We start from the raw sequence: 17,748 nt of genomic DNA, 5'->3' as shown, positions 1-17,748 counted from the left end.
AGTTCTCCTATTGTTCTGTATTGTTATATAATTTGTCTAATACCTTTTGCAAATCCTGTTTGAGTTTCGGAAAATCTATTTTTGCCGTATTATAGACGTCTTCCATGCGCAGCGTCTGATATTTATGCGCCGTTAAATCGCGCATCCCGGCAATAGCTTTCCAAGGAATCAGAGGATAAATATTTCTGGTTTCATCAGTAATATTCTTTATCAGCTCACCGATGTTGATAACTGTCATGCAAATAGCTCGCTTCAATTTTTCATCAATTAAAAATTGTTCTAAGCCTACTTCCCCCAACATATCAGAGCCAATATCTATTTCTGCTATTACTTTCTGCAAAATAATTTTGTCCCTACGCGACATATAAATCTACCTCATGACTTATTTCCAACAAATCTTCTGAGCGCATAGGCCCATGCACAACATCGACGGGCAGTCCGAACAAATCCTCCAAACGCAGGCGTACCTGCGATAAAGTCAACAAAGATACCGGCTGATAAAATTCAATAATCAAATCCACGTCGCTGTCGCTTCTATTAGTATTATCTGCGCGCGAGCCAAAAAGCGTAATTTTTTTTATAGGAAATTCATGAACCACAGTATGTACAATATTTTTCATTTGCGCAATATCCATAATTCATTCCTCCTTAACACACAACAAACCATTTTGTTTATTATACCACAATCACGGCATGAAAATATAGCCGGCACACAAACTTACAAAAAAATCCCCTGCTTTGTTACAGCAGGGGACATAATCTTTAAGCTTAGTAAAGCAGCTTGTTGGCGATAACCAGGCGTTGGATTTGGTTAGTGCCTTCGTAGATCTGCATAATCTTAGCGTCGCGCATCATCTTCTCTACAGGATATTCCTTGGTGTAGCCGTAGCCGCCCATTACCTGTACGGCGTCGGTAGTAACCTGCATAGCTACGTCGGCAGCATAGCATTTAGCCATAGCGGCTTCTTTGGAAAATTCCATGCCCTGGTCGCGCATCCAGCAGGCCTTCAGCACCAGCAGGCGGGCAGTTTCAACCTTCATGGCCATATCTGCCAGCATAGACTGTACCATTTGGAAGGAAGCGATGGGCTGGCCAAACTGACGGCGCTCCTTAGCGTATTTTACAGCGCAGTCCAAAGCAGCCTGAGCGATACCAACGGAAACAGCGCCAACGAAAGGACGGGCGCTGTCCAGAGTATTCATGGCAATGCGGAAGCCTTCGCCCTCGCGGCCTACGCGATAGGATTCGGGAATAACCACGTCCTGCAGCACCAGCTCGCAGGTATTGGAGGGACGAATGCCCATCTTGTCTTCTTTTTTACCAATGGTAAAGCCCGGAGTACCTTTCGGCACGATGAACGCAGTCAAGCCGCGGATGCCGCCGGTTTTGCGCGTGTTGGCGAATACCAGGAAAATATCGGCCAGGCCGCCGTTGGTAATGAACATTTTCGTGCCGTTCAGAGTATACGTGCCGTCTTCTTTATTTTTTTCCGCACGGGTGGAAACGCCGCCCGCATCGCTGCCTGCGCCGGGTTCAGTCAGTGCGAAAGCGGCCAGGCCGCCGTTATTCAGTACGTCGCAGTACATTTTCTTTTGCTCGTCAGTGCCGGCCAAAAGCACGGGCACAGTTGCCAGGCTGTTGGCGGCCAGACTGGTAGCTACGCCTGCGCAGCCCTTGCCCAACTCTTCATAAATAGTTGCGATAGAAATACTGTCCAGACCGGGGCCGTCCAGCTCTTCAGGAACGATAACATTCAAAAGGCCCATTTCGTCAGCCTTGGCAATCAGGCCGTCGCGCATATGGTTTTCTTTATCCATTTCAGCGGCATAGGGAGCGATTTCCTTTTCAACAAACTCCCTCACCATTTCCTGTAATTCAAGTTGTTCCTCGTTCAGTGCAAAATCCATCATATCCTCCTTAAATATTTTGCGGACAGGCCGCAATCATTCTCCCTTCCAAACTACTGCGGATAGGTTCACCATTTGGCGGGTATTTCTTCAAAACGACCGACAACAAACATCGTTGTCAAAATAGTTGCCATTAAGGTATCATCTGCATCATACATTTCAGCTTCGATTACCATGGTTTTATGCCCATTGTGGCGAATCCTGCTTCTAACATAAACCCGTCCGCCGCTATGCACATTACGGATAAAATTCATACTGAAATTAAGCGTGGCTACCGCTGCGCCTACGCTGGCCCCCGTCACTCCCAGGACAGAATCGGCCAAGGCCGCCAATACGCCTCCGTGACAAATGCCGCGATGATTAAAATGCTTCAACGGATCGATTTCCAGACTAACGACCGCTCCGCCGCAGGTTACTTCATCAATATGAACGCCAAAATTAGTCATAAAGGAATTGTAACCGTACATTTTGCGGATGTAAGCGGGAACATCCTTTACCTGTTCCACCACCGGCCATCGCCATCCTTTCGCCAGATGCAAATACTACTGTCATTATATCTTTGATATTTTATCACAAATTCGCTTTTAACTCAACACCTTAGTGCAAAAAACATTGCAGCAGGGCTAATTTTCTTATCCTATAAAAAGTCCTGCGCTACAAAAATTAAAGCAGACTAAAGTGTACCCCTTGTCAAGGATAAATTAAGAAGGGATTTTTATTTAGCCGCTTCTTATCTTCTGACAATAGCATAGTAACAAATCACAAATATATAAAGAAAAATACACCGACCCGCTCCCTACGACCGGGCTTTTGCTTTACCCCAACGCCCTGATTGTACTTCACACTCTTGTCGCTTGACGCAAGTGCATTAAGAAGCCTATAATTTAATTGAACGATTAAAAATTTTACAGCGTGGTGATTATGATGATGAAGAAAATCCTAAGCAATCCCGCTAACCAAAAGAAAATAGCCGCCGCCCTCGCCGTAATCGTGCTTGCGGGCGGAGGCGCAGTTTTGTACCGCAATATTACTAATACGCCGGAGCAAGCTAAAGTTGTCCCGCTGGTACGCACCTTTACCGCAGGCACTGCGGCAGCCGACGTTGGCAGCGTTTACCCGGGCGAAGTACGCGGCCGTTACGAAAGCCAGCTGGCCTTTCAGGTCGCAGGCAAGATTAACGCCCGTATGGTAAACGTGGGCGACCGCGTCGCCGCAGGGCAAGTGCTGCTGACGCTGGATCCCAAGGACGTTAACCAAAGCGTGGAGGCAGACTCCGCCCAGCTGGCCAGCGCCGCCGCCAACCACAAGCTGGCAGCCGACAACGCCGCCCGCTACAACTCTCTGTACGCTCAGGGAGCCGTCAGCGAAGCCGTGCGCGACCAATATAATACGCAGCTGGAAGCAGCCAGCGCCGCTCTGCGCCAAGCCCGGGCCCAGGCCAATATCAGCAGCCATCAGCTTGGTTATACGCAGCTCGTTAGCGACGCCGACGGCGTAGTGGCCGCCGTTAATGCGGAAATAGGCCAGGTAGTGGCCGCCGGAACGCCCATCGCCACGGTGGTGCGCAGCGGTCAGCGCGAAATACAAATCAACGTACCCGAAGACGCGCGCGTGCAGCTGGGACAGCCTGCGCAAATCAGCTTTTGGGCGCTGCCCAACGTAACCGCCGCAGGCACGGTGCGGGAAATCGCTCCCATGGCCGACCCGGTAGCGCGCACCTATAAGGTCTGCATCGCCGTGCCAGACCTGCCGGAAGCAGCCCGTCTCGGCATGACCGCCAAGGTCACGCTGCTCAGCGACACAGATAGCTCCCAACAGCTGCTTATTCCGGCCACCGCGCTTTATCAGGTGGACGGACAGCCCCAGGTATGGGTAGTACGCGACAAGCACGCCCAGCTGACCGACGTGCGGATAGCCGGGTACGAAGGCAATATGGTGCGCATTGCCGACGGCCTAACCCCCGGCGACGTTATTATTACCGCAGGGCTGAGCAAGCTTACCCCTAATCAGGAGGTTCGCGTGGAGGAAGGCGGTGAGTCCTGATGTCCGCCGATAAGCACAATCGCCAACAAACAAACTGGGCGGCATGGTCCATCGAGCACCGCCAATTAGTATACTTCTTTGCCTTTTTAGTATTGGTCATGGGGCTTTTTGCCTTTAAATCCTTAGGACGCAGCGAGGACCCCAGCTTCGCCGTCAAGCAGATGGTAGTGTCCGCCGCCTGGCCCGGAGCCAGCGCCAAGGATGTGGAAATGCATCTGACCAATACGATTGAAAAAGAAATCCAGAACCTGCCGCAGATAGATAAAATCACCAGCTATTCCCGGCCGGGCAGCTGCGTCATTACCGTCACGCTCAAGGACGAGGTCACGGGCAACATGGTGCGCCAGCGCTGGCTGGAGCTGCGCAATATGGTGGGCGACGCGCAAAGTAAGCTGCCCACGGGCTCTTACGGTCCCTATTATAACGACCGTTTCGACGACGTATACGGCAATATTTACGCGCTCACGGGCGACGGCTATTCCTACGAGGATATGCGCCGTTATGCGGAAAAAATCAAGCTGGACTTTTTCGCCGTTCCCGACGTCAAAAAGGTAGAGCTGGTCGGCGTGCAACCGGAAAAAATCTACGTGCAGATGCAAGCAGATAAGCTGGCGCGGCTGGGGCTGGATTTAGAAACTATCGCCGCCACGGTTAAAGCGCAAACAGCCGTTACTCCCTCCGGCATGGTGGAAACGGACACGGCCAACGCCTACCTGCGCATTAGCGGCAGCCCCAGCAGCGTGGAAAATATTGCGGCCATTCCCATTAACGCCAACGGCAAGGTCTTCCGCCTGGGCGATATTGCGCAAATCAGCCGCGGCTACGCCGACCCGCCCGACCCCTTGATGTATTATAACGGCCAGCCTGCCGTGGGCGTCGCCATCTCCATGGAGGACGGCGGCAACAATATCCGCTTGGGCGAAAACCTGGCTAAAGAAATCGAACGCATCCAACGCGAACTGCCGCTGGGGCTGGAGCTTAACCAGGTAGCAAACCAGCCGGAAGTCGTAAAAGCTTCCATCAGCGAATTCAGCCAAAGCTTATACGAAGCCATCATCATCGTGCTGGCCGTCAGCCTGTTCAGTCTGGGACGGCGGGCTGGCTACGTCATCTCCTGCTGCATCCCTTTGATTCTGCTCGGCTCCTTCGCCGCGATGCTGACGCTGGGCATCGACCTGCACAAGGTTTCCCTGGGTGCGCTGGTCATTTCGCTGGGCATGCTGGTGGACGACGCCATCGTCGTCGTGGAGCTGATGGAGGTCAAAATGTCCGAGGGCATGGAGCGCAAGGAGGCCGCGTCCTACGCCTTCAAGACCTGCGCCTGGCCCCTGTTCACCGGCACGGTCATTACCTGCCTGGGCTTTATGCCCATCGCCTTTTCCCAAGCCTCCGCTTCGGAATTTGCCTACAGCCTTTTTCCCGTCATGAGCGTAACGCTGCTGCTGAGCTGGCTGGTATCGGCCACGCTGGCGCCGGTGCTGGGCTACGAATGGATTCGCCCCAGCGTCATCAAGGCGGACAGCTACGACAGCTTTTTCTACCGCCAGTTCCGCAGCCTGCTGCAATGGTCGCTGAAGCATAAGGCAATTATCGTCGGCGTCACCGCCGCGGTGCTGTGCTTTTCCGTCTATATGCTGCGCTTTGTCAGCCAGGAATTTTTTCCCGCCTCCGTGCGTCCGGAGCTTTTAGTAGAGCTGAACCTGCCCGAAGGCAGCTCCATAAAAAACACCGACGCTGCGGCGCGTAAGCTGACCGAGCTCATCAAGGACGACGAAGACCTTGACCACGTGAGCACCTATATCGGCAAAAGCGCTCCCCGCTTCGTGCTGGTTATCGACCCTGTGCAGCCGCGCGATAATTACGCCCAGCTGGTAGTCGTAGCCAAAAGCGTAGAAGCACGCCAGCGTTTGGATAAGCGCATCAATCAGCTGGCAGCAGAGCAGCTGCCGGAGGCCGTGGTCTACTCCCGCACTATTCCCCTGGGGCCGCCCGCTCCCTATCCCGTAATGCTGCGCGTCAGCGGCAGCGACGATAAGCAGGTTAAAGAATACGCGCAAAAGGTGCGCGAAGTTATGGCGGCGCATCCCTATGTGAATATGACGCGGCTGGACTGGCTGGAGCAAAGCAACGCCGTTAAAATCACCATCGATAACGATAAGCTGCTGCAAATGGGTCTGACGCGACAGGCCGTAGCCACCGCTTTGCAGGCGCAGGTATCCGGCTACACCGCCGCCACCTATCTAGAGGGCGACCAAGAAATCGGCATCGTTTTCCGTCTGGATCCCAAAGAACGCGCCGATATTTCGCAGCTGGAGGCCGTCGCCATCCCCACCGCTAGCGGCGCCGTTACCCTGTCGCAAGTGGCGCGGGTGGAATATACCAGCGAGGATAATATGATCTGGCGGCGCAACCTGCGCCCCACCATCACCGTCAACGGCGGCCTTGTCCCCGGCGTTACGGGCAACGACGTTACCCAGCAAATTTACGACCAGCTGGCAGAGCTGCGTTCCCAGCTTCCAGCAGGCATGAGTATTGAAATCGGCGGCTCGCTGGAGGACAGCAAAAAAACGCTGAATTATCTCTTGCAGCCTGTGCCCCTGATGATCCTGCTGATTATGATTCTCATCATGCTGCAGCTGCAGGATATCCGCAAGCTCGTCGTCATCATGCTGACCGCGCCCATGGGCATTATCGGCGTTATTTTCGGCCTGCTGCTCTTCAACGCTTCGCTGGGCTTTATGGCGGAGCTGGGCATTCTGGCGCTGACGGGTACCATCATCCGCAACAGCATGGTCATTGTCGACCAGATCCAGCAGCATCTGGACGCGGGCATGACGCAATCAGAGGCCATCGTTGAATCGGCCATCGTGCGCTTCCGTCCCATTATGCTGGCCGCTTTCACCACAGTTTTGGGTCTCATCCCCATGTTCGCCAGCCAATTCTGGAACGCTATGGCCGTGGCCATCGCCTGCGGCCTGACCGGCGCGACGCTGCTTACCTTAGTGGTACTTCCCGTACTGTATGCCATTATCTTTAGAGTAAAAGCGTAAAAACAAAATTAAAGCAGCTTGCCAGCCGCGCGTGCCTTTAAAGCACAATGACTGACAAGCTGCTTTTTTATACTTTTAATTTATTCCACGCTGTCCAAACGCTTCAGCGACACCCTGCCGCCTTCCTGCACCGTTCCGTACACCGTGCTGCGCTGCCCCAGGGGCACGTAAGCGTCGTTCATAATTACTTCCACGTGGCCGCCCTTCACCGGCCCGCCCCAGAAGCGGATTACCTTATCCTTTTCCACCGTCCGCACCGCGCTGCCGACGAAAGCGACCTTTGTCCCCGCCTCTTCCTTCGCGATGGCGGCTACGTCTACCTTCTTGTACGACGCCAAATCAGCTTCGCTCAAGTTGGCCATATTGTACTGATAAAAACGCTTTTGATGGCTCTTGCTTAAATCGTGCCCGTAAGCGTGGTCGCGGTAATCATCCGCCTTATGAGTTTCTTCTTTTACCTGCTGCCCTTGCTTTTCCGGCTGCTTTTCAATCAGCGGCGCGGGGTCGACATATTCCACCTTTTTCAGCTTCAATACCTCGCCCTGCTCGTCCTGCGCCACCTCCGCCGTCAGCATAAACGGGTGGCGGTTCAGCATACGCCCGCCGTGCTTGCCCAGGTCCGCGCGCAGCACGTTGCCCTCCTCGTCCGTCACCTTATAGATGCGCCCCGCTTCATGCCCCGTAATCGCCACGCGCAACGTAATTTCCTGCGACTCTTTTTCATTTTGCATTTCTGCCTGCGCCACAGCTTCTTCAGCTGCGGCAGTTTTATTTTCCTCGGCTGCTGCGGCGAAACCGCTGGCGGCAAACGCCAGCAGTCCGCACAACGCGACCGTCATAAATTTTTTCTTCATGCTCTGCTACCTCCATGCATACGACTTGCAACCTGCAATCATAAAACTTAACGCCAAATTCTTACGCCGCCCTTAGCCGCGATCCTTGATTACGCGCACACGCTGGATATGCGGCGTACCGTCGTTGTAATGCGTCAAGGTGTCCACCCTTACGCGGGCCAGCTCCGGCGCAAATTCCTGAATCATGCGGTTGTCCACCTGCACGCCCTTTTGCAACAGGCGGTACACCACCGCCGCCATTTCGTAGCGCGTCATCGGCCTGCTGCCGTCGAACTGACCGTTGGGGTAGCCCTCCAGAATGCCGTTGCCAGCCACTACCGCTACGTAATCGTATGCCCAGTGGTTTTCCGGCGTATCCGGGAAGAGCTTGCTCTTTTCGGGGTCAAGACCTGCTCCCGCCATGCTGTAAATCATCGCCTCCAGCGAAGCCAGGCGCGTGCGCAGCTCAATGATTTCCTTCGCCATCGCCTTCTTGGAGCGCGATTGGTGGCTGCTCTGACCGAAGCGCCAGGTAACGCCCGCGTTAATCATATCGTCGTCGTTACCCACGGTGCTGGACACGCTGAACAGCGTATCGTCGTTGGGCTGGTAGAACGCGCCCACGGCCACAGCGTTTTCGCCGCGATAATTGCCGTAACCGGCGCTCAGGTAAAATTTGTCGTCCGGGTCGAAATCCAGCGGGTGCAGCGCGGCCAACGCGGCGGCGCCTGCGCCTACCTTATCGATGCGCCCTTTGAGCTTGTTAATTTGTACGGAGTTGTTTTCGATATTTTGGTTCAGTTCTTTCAACTGGCTGTAATTTACAGCGTCAGTATCTTCTGTACCGGGAGCAACGTTAATTATCTTATTGCCGCCCATGTCGATATTATTTTCATTAACAGTAATATCGCCAACCTTAACGCTGTTGTCGTTGATTACGGTGTTACCCATCATGATTTCATTCTTAGTAACATAATGATTTTCGTCAAACTTCACGCCGTCTTCATTCACAACAGTTTTATTAAAAGTCACGCTGTTCAAATCAAGGTCGGGATTCAGACTGATATCGTAAGAAGTATTACCGTTGGTATCCTCGTCCCCTCTAATCAGCAAATTGCCGTCAGTAGTCCAAGCGCCGCTATTTATACTAGGCTTATCGCCATAATTCGTAGTATCATTCGGCTTTTTATTATCATTGCCGTTTACGGTGTGGTCTTGATTTGTTCCGCCGCCCGTACTGCCGTCAATTTTCGTATTGATCGTATTTATCTGATCCTGCAAACCTTGGTACGCATAATATAACTGACTGCCGTTAATAGCGTCCGTGCTGGTTGAAGAAATCAAGCCTGCGGCTACGTTAGTCAAAGTACGCTTGCTATCGCCATAGCCAACGCTTACAGTGCCTATAACATTAGTACCAGTTCCGGCAAACTTACTAATTTCTACATAATTATTTCCGTTGGAATCACTAAATGCCAACCCAGTAGTATTTTGTTTATAGCCTAGCGTACCAGCTGAATCGTTCGACAAAGCGCCCAAGGCGACGTTGCTGGCAGTGGAAGCGGTTGCATAACTGCCGATAGCTACGCTACTTTCTGCATACGCATGAGCTTCATAGCCTGCCGCTAAAGCATAATTCTTGTCTGCGATAGATTTATAACCGAACGCCGCGCTGGCAACTCCGTTTGCGTGAGAGTTAGCGCCGGTCGCGGTGCTTGCTCTTTCCGTTGCTTGCGCGGAAGCGCCTAACGCCGTACTTCTTTCGCCGGACGCTTTAGTAAAAAAATCCTTTTCATCTATAGCCGTACCCACTGCAGTACTGGCGTACCCAGTCGCTTGGGAATAGTAACCCAGCGCTGTGCTATTAGCCTTAGAAGCTGTGGATTTATAGCCCACTGTCGTACTTCTAATACCAGTAGCTTTGCTTTCCACGCCTAACGCAGTACTGTTTGTACCCTGCGCTGCTGACGATGCGCCCAAAGACGTACTGCCTTCTGCCGACGCAGTAGACCTAGCGCCCAGCGCCGTAGCTGCTCTGCCGCTCGCTTCGGCGTCAGTGCCGACAGCCGTTCCTCCCTCTTGCGGTTCTAAAGTCTTAAGCTCTTCGTCCGTATATGCCTCTCGGTCTACCTTTTTCGTTAATCCTGTTTGCGCGCCATTACCTATAGCTACACCGTTTTCCCCGTAAGCCTTGCTTTCAGCGCCATACGCCGCACTGAACCTGCCCTGCGCAATGGACGAAGCGCCCGTAGCAGTACCGGCTTCCCCGGACGCGTCGGACCTAGCGCCCAGCGCCGTCGCAGCCCTACCGCTCGAAACGGTATCAGTGCCAATTGCTATGCCATCCACATTAGCCGCTTGAAGTTCCTCGTTCTTATAACCCGAACCGTCTGCTTTTATAGGCAAACCCGTCTGCGCATGCGAACCCATAGCGATGCTTCTGGCGCCATAAGCCGTGCCCTCATCGCCGATGGCTATGCTCGCATACATTCTCGCCACAGAACCGTGTCCTATCGCCGTACTTACGCCCTTATAAACATAAGTTTTTTTATCCGCACCTTCGCCAACAGTGACAGTCCACGCTTCGCCTAAAGCTTGCACGCCGCTACCCAACGCCGTGCTGCCGTGATTCGTAGCCTTAGCGTTGCTGCCCACAGCTGTACTTGCTCCGTAAAAAATTTTATCTCCACTTTCAGTATGATTTGTATAAAGCGCTCCTGATGCGTAAGCTCCTGAACCTATCGCCGTACTGCGATAATCTTCCGCTACAGCCCCATCGCCTACCGCCGTACTTTTGCCAACATCAGGACAATCTTTTCCATTTTCATATTGATATATTTTTTCTCCAGCCTTAGCGTCATTACCAACAGCTATATCAGTTTTATGCGTTGCAGTAGCAGAATAATCTTCACTATATTCAGTGCCAGCACCATTAGCCGCCAGCGCCAGCCCGTTCATCCCCAACGTCAATGCCGCCGCTACCGCCACGGCTGCGGCCTTCGCCGCCCTGCCGCTTTTTGTGCGGCTCTTGGCAAATTCGGACGCCACCACGTAGCAGCCCCGCGCCTTGTTCCACACCACTTTGAATATCTTGTTCATAACACGCCCTCCAATCTAAAATATCGGCTACAGCCTTTATGTAAATAAATCAAATGGGTAATTAAAGATTTACTACAGCATGCTACCGTAGAATAACGTCCACTCGCCAGTCACCTACGGTGACAACAAAAACAGTTCTCAAAACATACCTTGTTTCCCTTTTATTATACACGCTTGTCCCCCCCGGTCAACCAAAAGTGCATCGAGCACTTTTGTATTGTCGCGCTAACGCGCGAGCTGCTTCAATTTTTTCGTTTTTGTAAGCGTTTAGTAAATAAAAAAATAACGCCGGAGCTTCAGTCATAAAACCAAAGCTCCAGCATCATCACTTAAAAGATTAGCGCCAAGCCACCCTAAATTTACTTTTCGTTTCCGCCCCTCACGCCATCGTCAGATTTACCAAAACCTCCACCAGCTTTTGCAACGATTGCAAAGGCAAATATTCAAAGCGCCCGTGGAAATTATGTCCGCCGGTAAAAATATTGGGGCAGGGCAGCCCCATTGCCGACAGCAGCGAACCGTCCGTACCGCCGCGTACCGGCGTCAGCGCCGGTTCCACGCCAGCAGTGCGCATGGCGGCCTCGGCGCGCTCCACAATTTCAAATACGGGCATAATGTATTCCTTCATATTGCAGTAGCAATCCTTCAGCTCGCATTCCACCGTGCCTGCGCCGTACTTTTGCTGCATAAAGCGAGCCAAGCCCAGCAAATATTCCTTGCGCTGCTCTAAAATCTGCTTATCGTGGTCGCGCAGAATCATGTCTATTTCTACTTTATCCGTACCGCCAGCAATGCGCAGCGTATGATAAAAGCCCTCATAGCCCTCTGTGTATTCCGGACGCTCGCCCATGGGCAGCGCCAGCTGCCATTCGGCGGCCATGGTCACGGCGTTGCGCATTTTATTTTTCGCGCTGCCCGGATGGACGGAGACGCCATGAAAAACAATATGCGCGTTGCAGGCGTTAAAGGTTTCGTAATTCAGCTCGCCCACTGCGCCGCCGTCGACGGTGTAGGCAAAATCCGCGCCAAATTTTGCCAGCGGAAAATGCTCCGTGCCGCGCCCCACCTCTTCGTCCGGCGTAAAGGCCAGACGCAGCTTGCCGTGTGTAATTTCGGGATGCGCCAGCAGATATTCGCAGGCCGTAACGATAGCGCAGATGCCTGCCTTATCGTCCGCGCCCAGCAGCGTCGTGCCGTCGGAGGTAATGATATCCTGCCCCACGTAATGCAGCAGCTCCGGGAAATCCTCCGGGCGCAGCTCGTCCCGCGCGTTCAGCTTAATACTGCCGCCGTCGTAATTTTTATGCAGCTTTACCTGCACGTTAGCGCCGCTGGCTTCGCAGCTGGTATCCATATGGGCGATAAGCCCTATGACAGGCGCGTCGTCCGCGCCGTTGGCAGGCAGCGTCGCCAGCACGTAGCCATATTGCGTCATTTCTACCTCGCTCAAGCCAACGCGCCGCAGCTCGTCCGCCAAATAGCGCGCTAAATCCAGCTCGCGCTCCGCACTGGGAAAGGACGCGGATTTATCGTCCGAGGTAGTGTCGATTTGCGCGTAAGCGGTAAACCGCTTTAATAAAACGTCTAATGAAATATCCATAGTCTTGCTTCTTTCGTTTTCTCTAAATTTAGCCGTCACGCCCGCCCGGCAAACGCTTTAGCTAAAAGCTCTTCCTGGAGCTGCGCCATGCTTTTATGCAGCGTAGGATGCTGCAAAGTGGGGGCGATTTCCGCCAGGGGCAGCAAAACAAAATCCCTGTTCTGCATATCGGGGTGGGGCAAGCGCAACTCCGGCGTGTCCAGCAGCACATCTTCGTAAAGCAACAAATCCAAATCGATATTGCGCTCGCCCCAACGGCGCAAACGCACGCGCCCCATCTGCCGTTCTACCGCCAAAAGCGTACGCAAAAGCGCCAACGGCGGCAACACAGTGCGCACGCGGCACACGCCGTTTAAAAACTGCGGCTGGTCCGTCACGCCGTAAGGCTCCGTAATAATAAAAGAAGAAACGCGTTCTACTTCTACGCCCTGCTGCAGCAAAAGCAACAGCGCCCGGCGCAGATGCGCTTCTTTATCGCCCAAATTGCTGCCCAGCGCCACATAGGCCGTATGCCGCTTATTCTTTGCAGGCTCATTGCTGCCGCACATTTTTAATTGCCTCCAGCATTCTGATCGCCCGCACGTTTTCCCGGACGTCGTGGACGCGCACCAGCTGCGCCCCCGCGTACACTGCCTGCAGGCTGGTCGCAATCGTCCCCTCTAATCGTTCCTCCGCCGGCACGCCGCCCAGCACCGCGCCTATGGTACTCTTGCGCGACGCCGCCAGCAGCACAGGGTAGCCAAAGCTGGTCAGCGCTTGCAAATCGCGCATCAAAAGCAGGTTTTGCTCCACGGTTTTGGCAAAGCCGATACCGGGGTCAAGAATGATTTTATCCGCGCCCACGCCGCGCTCGCGCAAAAGCTGCGCCCGCCGCGCCAAATACACGGCTACCTCCTGCACCACGTCGGCGTATTCGCAGCTCTGCTGCATATTTTTCGGCGTGCCGCGCATGTGCATCAAAATGATGGGCGCCTTATTGCGCACCGCCACCTCCAGCATCTGCGGGTCGGCCTCCATAGCGCTGATATCGTTGATAATGTCCGCGCCCGCCGCCAGCGCCAGCGCCGCCGTAGCCGCATGGTAGGTATCTATGGACAGCACCGCCTGGGGATAGACCCGGCGCAGCTCGGTAATTACCGGCATCACGCGGCGGCGTTCCTCCTCCACATCCACGCTGTCGCTGCCCGGACGAGTGGACTCGCCGCCGATATCCAGAATGCCAGCGCCCTCGTTCAGCATCCGGCCTGCGCGCTCCACTACCTCCTGCAGGGACACGCGGCTGCCTGCGTAAAAGGAATCGGGCGTAATATTTAAAATGCCCATGACGCACAGCTGCTCGTAGGTCAGTCTTCTGCCGTCAGCCAGCGTTGTATAAAGCGGCGCAGGCTGCAAAACGGCCTGCAATTCCTCCGCTATCTGCTGCAGGCCAAAGTACGGCATCAGCGCCAGCTTGCGCAGTAGCAAATTATAATGCTTGCGCGTACCCAAAAGCACGACGTCGACGTATTTAGCGGCGTTAATTATGCAGCCCGCAGGCACCACGGCGTCGCCGCCGGCAGCCAGCATTTCCTGCTTTAAAATATTCGCGGCCGGAGTACGCACCTGCACCAGCTTATAGGGCAGTATCTCGGACTTATTGGCAAAAATCGGCAGGCTGGCCGCGTTCGCGCCCACGCTGCCTATGGCTTCGGGCAAAAGCTCTCTGTTAATCTTCAGCAGCATTTCACTCACCCTTTTCTACAACGGCGAAAGCGTTATGGTTGTGAATGCTTTCCACGCTTTCCACCTCGGCGCGGTACCAGGTAATGCGCTTGTCGGCCTCCAGGCGCAAGGCAATCTCGCGCACGGCGTCCTCCACAAAGCGGGGGTTATCGTAGGCGCGTTCGGTGACGAACTTTTCATCGGGACGCTTCAACAAGCCGTACACGGGCGCGCTCGCGGCGGCGTCAGCTAAAGCGGCTAATTCCTCCAGCCACACCAATTCGCTTGCTTCGATTTCCATTTTCGCCCACGCCCTTTGGTTATGCGCGCCGTAATCGCTGATTTCCTTCGAGCAGGGGCACAACGTCTGCACCGGCACCACGGCCGTAATACGCAGCTTAAAGCGCTCGCCCTTTTCCGCCTTATACACGCAGTCCATATCCATGGGCGCGGTCATGCCGCTGACCGGCGCGGCCTTCGTAATAAAGTACGGGAACTCCAGCTGCATGAACGCCTTTTCCGCCTGCAAATGCTCCTTGAGTTTATCCAAAATATTTTCAATCTCGTTTAAGCCCACCGGCCCCAGGGTACGCAGGCACTCCACAAAACGGCTCATGTGCGTGCCGCGCAAATCGTGAGGCAAATCCACGGCCAGCGTCACGTTCGCCACGCTGTGCTGCGTACCGCGCTCCTTGTCCATCAGCTCGATGGGCCAGCGCAGGTTCTTAATGCCCACATGCTTCAAGGGGATGTGGCGCAGATCCTTTTCGCTTTGTACGTCCTTCACAGCGCTTCACCTCTGTACACGCAACCGCTGGTGCGCGTTTCCCACACTTCTACTTCATATAAATGGTAACGCTCGCTTTGCAGCAGCGGCTCCAGCCTGCGCCAAATCCACACGCAAATGTTTTCCGCCGACGGCACGGGGATAATATCGTTGATGCAGGCGTGGTCCAACTGCGCCAGCACCTCCTGCTTCACCAAATTTTTTAATTTGATAAAATCGATAACCATACCCTCGTAGTCGGGCGTGCCTTCCACCTTCACCACCAGCTTATAGGTGTGCCCGTGCAGATGCTCGCACTTGCCGTTATAAGCCGGCAGGTAATGCGCCGCGTCAAAATCAAATTCTTTAATGATAATCACTTATATTCGCCTCCATAAAGAGTCAGCCCGGCAAAATTATCCACCTGACGCAGCGCTTCATAAGCCACGATAGCCACGGAATTGGATAAATTCAGCGAACGCGCCTCCTCGATCATGGGAATGCGCACGCAGCTGTCCGCATATTCCTGCCGCAGCTTTTCCGGAAGCCCGGCTGTTTCCTTGCCGAAAATCAGCAGGCTGTCCGCGTCGTAGCGCACATCGGCGTAGGATTTGTGCGCCTTGGTCGTCAGCAAAAATTTGGAATTGCTCCTGTACTTTTCCAACACCTCGTATACGCTGTCATAATAATGGATATCCACCAAATGCCAGTAGTCCAGCCCGGCGCGCTTTAAATATTTATCGTCCACCGAAAAGCCCAGCGGCCGCACTAAATGCAGATGGCAGCCCGTAGCGGCGCACAGCCGCGCGATATTGCCAGTATTGCCGGGAATTTCCGGTTCCACCAAAACTATATGCATACTTACATCCCCCGCTTTAATTTATCCTGCCGATTATTTTTTATCCTTTAAAATCTTGTCGATGCGCTCGCGCACACTGCCGCGCTTTTGCGCGCTCTTATCCTTTTTCTTTTTCTCTTTCTTATCTTCACGTTTAGCCGCGTCCTTCGGCTCCTCTGCCTGCATAGCCAGCATCTTTTGGTAAGCGGCCATGATTTTTTCGCAGTACAGACTGCCCATGGCCCACGTGCCGTTCAGCCCGTACCAGGTGTCCACCACGCCGCGCTCCAGGCGGATATTATGCGCCAGCTCGTAGCGCGGATCGACGATGGCCGTCTTAGGCCGCCGCTTTTGCGTGTAAGCCAGCAAATGTTGGATATGCGCCCGCACGCCGATTTCCGGCGTTTTAAAGGACGCGCCGCTCACGCCGCCGCCCGTAGTCCCTAGGCCGCAAAAATTATTCTGGTGATGCTGCACGTCGCCGCCGTAACGGTAGAAGCCCGTTTCTACAACGGACTGGGCCAGAGCCAGGTCGGGACGGATGCTTTCGCGCTCCGCCTCCTGCCAGTATAAATCTACCAGCTCCTCCACGCTGCAGGACAGACGTACCTGCGGATTGTTGGCTTTAATCAGCGCCACAGCCTGCGCCTTAGTCGCTTCCGCTTCGCCGAAGATGCTGATGCTCTGATAATTTTCCGGCAGCTCCGTACCGGAAAAATAAACCTTGCCGTCCTTCTTCACCAGACCGCTTTGCGCAGAAGCGGACGCGGCGCTCGTCTTTTTATTGGCGTCAGCGTTTTCGGCTTGCTTATCCGCTTGCGTTTTTTTGCCGTCGGTAACGATGTTGATCCCGCCCAACGGGCCGCTCTTGAGCGTCACCTGATTTTTATTTTTGTTCTTGCTTTGCTTTTTCAGCAGCTTCGCCGCCACCTTTTGGGCGGCCTGCGCCGTTTTGCTTTTCGCCTCGGCTCCGCTCATGCCCACGGCGGTCAAAAAGCTCAAGCCTACGCAAACGGCTACGATTTTTTTATAATCCATCTATTACTTCTCCTAAAGTTTAATATCTAACATTGTACCCCATAACGCAAGCCGCTGTAAAGGTTTTCAAAAGCTTATCGCATTTAATTCACAAAGTCCTATTTTTTTAGTATAATATAATTATAGAAGGCGGCGCGCCCGCGCGCGTCCCACGCAAAGGAGGAACATCATCATGACCGCTGCAAAATTTCATTATATCAATCACGCTTGCTTCGCCATTGCGAAAAATAATTCCGCGATTATTTTCGATCCCTATCTGGAGGGCAACCCGCAGGACTTAACGGCGAAAGATATCAAAGTCGATTACATTTTTATCAGCCACGGTCACTTCGACCATCTCGGCAGCGCCTTTGAAATCGCCAAGAACTGCGGCGCTACGATTATTTCTACTGCGGAAATCGCCGGTATGGCGACGGAAGCAGGCTGCCAGGCGCACGGCATGCATTTGGGCGGCACATATACCTTCCCCTTCGGCAAAGTACGCGTAACGCTCGCCTTCCACGGCGCGGGCGTCCCCGGCGGCCACGCCTGCGGCTTTGTAGTCGATTTTTACGGCACCAAACTTTATTTCGCCGGCGATACTGCGCTCTTTAGCGATATGCAGCTTCTGCCCAAGCTCGATCCCTTCGATTACGCAGTGTTGCCCATCGGCGGCAACTTTACCATGGACCCGCACGACGCCGCCCTTGCCTGCGAATTTTTAAAGGCCAAATACGTTATTCCCATCCACTACAACACCTGGCCGCCCATCGCTCAGGATGTCGACGCCTTCAAAGCCGACGTCGAAAGCAAAACCGCCAGCAAAGTGCTCGTAGTTAAACCGGGCGAGGTCATTGAGTTATTGTAAAAACGAATATGACGAAAATTATCAC

At 53.7% G+C, this 17,748-nt stretch carries 16 protein-coding genes; 3 read left to right on the top strand and 13 right to left on the bottom strand.

The window, feature by feature from the left end; translation table 11 throughout:
* Positions 1-7: 7 nt before the first annotated feature.
* From Q4E64_RS05680 to Q4E64_RS05665, 4 genes are all read right to left on the bottom strand, one after another.
* Positions 8-364, bottom strand: coding sequence for a DUF86 domain-containing protein (locus Q4E64_RS05680; RefSeq protein WP_303166784.1), 357 nt, complete (start codon positions 362-364; stop codon positions 8-10).
* Positions 354-635 (bottom strand): nucleotidyltransferase family protein, encoded by a 282-nt coding sequence (locus tag Q4E64_RS05675; RefSeq protein ID WP_303166783.1) that lies wholly within the window; start codon positions 633-635, stop codon positions 354-356. Before Q4E64_RS05675 ends, Q4E64_RS05680 begins: the two co-directional genes overlap by 11 nt.
* Before the next feature lie 133 nt (positions 636-768).
* A complete protein-coding gene (locus Q4E64_RS05670) occupies positions 769-1,908 on the bottom strand; it encodes an acyl-CoA dehydrogenase family protein (RefSeq protein ID WP_303166830.1) in 1,140 nt (379 codons plus the stop codon).
* Between the two features lie 68 nt (positions 1,909-1,976).
* Positions 1,977-2,417 carry a PaaI family thioesterase gene (locus Q4E64_RS05665; RefSeq protein ID WP_303166782.1) on the bottom strand — a complete coding sequence of 147 codons (441 nt, stop codon included), beginning with the start codon at positions 2,415-2,417 and terminating at the stop codon, positions 1,977-1,979.
* 412 nt (positions 2,418-2,829) lie between these two features.
* Here Q4E64_RS05665 and Q4E64_RS05660 point away from each other — a divergent pair, with 412 nt between their 5' ends.
* Together Q4E64_RS05660 and Q4E64_RS05655 are read left to right on the top strand one after the other, a co-directional pair.
* Positions 2,830-3,951 carry an efflux RND transporter periplasmic adaptor subunit gene (locus Q4E64_RS05660; protein ID WP_303166781.1) on the top strand — a complete coding sequence of 374 codons (1,122 nt, stop codon included), beginning with the start codon at positions 2,830-2,832 and terminating at the stop codon, positions 3,949-3,951.
* Positions 3,951-7,001 carry an efflux RND transporter permease subunit gene (locus Q4E64_RS05655; protein WP_303166780.1) on the top strand — a complete coding sequence of 1,017 codons (3,051 nt, stop codon included), beginning with the start codon at positions 3,951-3,953 and terminating at the stop codon, positions 6,999-7,001. The genes Q4E64_RS05660 and Q4E64_RS05655 overlap by 1 nt, the downstream gene beginning before the upstream one ends.
* A gap of 80 nt (positions 7,002-7,081) precedes the next feature.
* Here Q4E64_RS05655 and Q4E64_RS05650 read toward each other — a convergent pair whose 3' ends face one another.
* The 9 genes from Q4E64_RS05650 to Q4E64_RS05610 all read right to left on the bottom strand — a co-directional run bounded on the left by Q4E64_RS05650 (position 7,082) and on the right by Q4E64_RS05610 (position 16,876).
* A complete protein-coding gene (locus Q4E64_RS05650) occupies positions 7,082-7,855 on the bottom strand; it encodes a hypothetical protein (protein WP_303166779.1) in 774 nt (257 codons plus the stop codon).
* A 72-nt stretch (positions 7,856-7,927) separates the two neighbouring features.
* Positions 7,928-10,933, bottom strand: coding sequence for an ESPR-type extended signal peptide-containing protein (locus Q4E64_RS05645; RefSeq protein WP_303166778.1), 3,006 nt, complete (start codon positions 10,931-10,933; stop codon positions 7,928-7,930).
* A gap of 379 nt (positions 10,934-11,312) precedes the next feature.
* Positions 11,313-12,533 (bottom strand): peptidase T, encoded by a 1,221-nt coding sequence (gene pepT / locus Q4E64_RS05640; RefSeq protein ID WP_303166777.1) that lies wholly within the window; start codon positions 12,531-12,533, stop codon positions 11,313-11,315.
* A 35-nt stretch (positions 12,534-12,568) separates the two neighbouring features.
* Positions 12,569-13,081 (bottom strand): 2-amino-4-hydroxy-6-hydroxymethyldihydropteridine diphosphokinase, encoded by a 513-nt coding sequence (gene folK / locus Q4E64_RS05635; RefSeq protein WP_303166776.1) that lies wholly within the window; start codon positions 13,079-13,081, stop codon positions 12,569-12,571.
* Positions 13,065-14,255 carry a dihydropteroate synthase gene (folP, locus tag Q4E64_RS05630; protein ID WP_303166775.1) on the bottom strand — a complete coding sequence of 397 codons (1,191 nt, stop codon included), beginning with the start codon at positions 14,253-14,255 and terminating at the stop codon, positions 13,065-13,067. The genes folK and folP overlap by 17 nt, the downstream gene beginning before the upstream one ends.
* Position 14,256: 1 nt before the next feature.
* Positions 14,257-15,021 carry a GTP cyclohydrolase FolE2 gene (folE2, locus tag Q4E64_RS05625; RefSeq protein WP_303166774.1) on the bottom strand — a complete coding sequence of 255 codons (765 nt, stop codon included), beginning with the start codon at positions 15,019-15,021 and terminating at the stop codon, positions 14,257-14,259.
* Complete coding sequence (gene queD / locus Q4E64_RS05620; protein ID WP_303166773.1) at positions 15,018-15,380, bottom strand: 6-carboxytetrahydropterin synthase QueD; 363 nt, start codon at positions 15,378-15,380, stop codon at positions 15,018-15,020. Before queD ends, folE2 begins: the two co-directional genes overlap by 4 nt.
* Positions 15,377-15,859: a tRNA (uridine(34)/cytosine(34)/5-carboxymethylaminomethyluridine(34)-2'-O)-methyltransferase TrmL gene (gene trmL, locus Q4E64_RS05615; RefSeq protein ID WP_303166772.1), complete on the bottom strand. Its 483-nt coding sequence runs from the start codon at positions 15,857-15,859 to the stop codon at positions 15,377-15,379. The genes queD and trmL overlap by 4 nt, the downstream gene beginning before the upstream one ends.
* 33 nt (positions 15,860-15,892) lie before the next feature.
* Entirely contained in the window at positions 15,893-16,876 is a 984-nt protein-coding gene (locus Q4E64_RS05610; protein WP_303166771.1) for a glucosaminidase domain-containing protein, read from the bottom strand.
* A 172-nt stretch (positions 16,877-17,048) separates the two neighbouring features.
* On the opposite strand from Q4E64_RS05610, the gene Q4E64_RS05605 reads away from it, so the two are divergent.
* Positions 17,049-17,723: a metal-dependent hydrolase gene (locus tag Q4E64_RS05605; protein ID WP_303166770.1), complete on the top strand. Its 675-nt coding sequence runs from the start codon at positions 17,049-17,051 to the stop codon at positions 17,721-17,723.
* Positions 17,724-17,748: the final 25 nt, after the last annotated feature.

It is taken from the genome of Phascolarctobacterium sp. (assembly GCF_030531065.1).
GTDB lineage: Bacteria > Bacillota > Negativicutes > Acidaminococcales > Acidaminococcaceae > Phascolarctobacterium_A.
Note: the sequence above shows the minus strand (reverse complement) of the source record. Positions and strands in the feature narration are given on the sequence as shown.